Source organism: Neisseria sp. P0021.S006, assembly GCF_051956895.1.
In genome coordinates this window covers 1-547 of sequence record NZ_JBQCWZ010000981.1, presented here as the reverse complement: position 1 = coordinate 547, position 547 = coordinate 1, and the positions used below count along the sequence as shown (strand labels likewise).

At 52.3% G+C, this 547-nt stretch carries 1 protein-coding gene and 1 pseudogene; both read right to left on the bottom strand.

Annotation, left to right across the window (positions count from 1 at the left end; translation table 11 throughout):
• A partial coding sequence (locus ACTHUM_RS18275) for an NADH-quinone oxidoreductase subunit C (protein WP_440403718.1) occupies positions 1-369 on the bottom strand: 369 nt, incomplete at its 3' end.
• Positions 370-381: 12 nt separating this feature from the next.
• Positions 382-547, bottom strand: a pseudogene (locus tag ACTHUM_RS18270) (NADH-quinone oxidoreductase subunit B); the annotation flags it as partial.

Here is a 547-nt window from a genome sequence, read left to right as displayed (position 1 = left end):
GGCTTCGCGTTCGTACCAATCCGCGCTGTTGTAAATATCGACTACGGATTCGACTACGGGGAAGTCGTCGTCTGAAACCCAGACGCGTACGCGGATGCGTTGATTGTTTTTAACGGAAAGCAGCTGACTGACAACGGCAAAGCGTTTGCCCTGCCATACTTCGTTTTTGTAAGTGCTGTAATCGACACCGCACAAGTCAACCAGAAGCTCGAAATGCAAGTCTTCATGGTCGCGCAATGCGGTCATGACGGAAATATAGTGTTCGGGCAGACACTCGACGGTAATCTCGCCCAAAGCTGAAATGACTTTGCCTGCCTGATCGCCAAGCACGCCGACGACGGTCTCATATAAGTTTTGAATGCTTGCCATATCGTCTTCTCCTTACTCGTCACGCGCGATGGTGGAAGTGCGCTTGATTTTTTGTTGGAGCTGAATCAGGCCGTAAATCAGGGCTTCCGCAGTCGGCGGACAACCCGGCGCATAAACGTCTACCGGCACGACGCGGTCGGCACCGCGCACAACGGAATAAGAATAGTGATAATAGCCG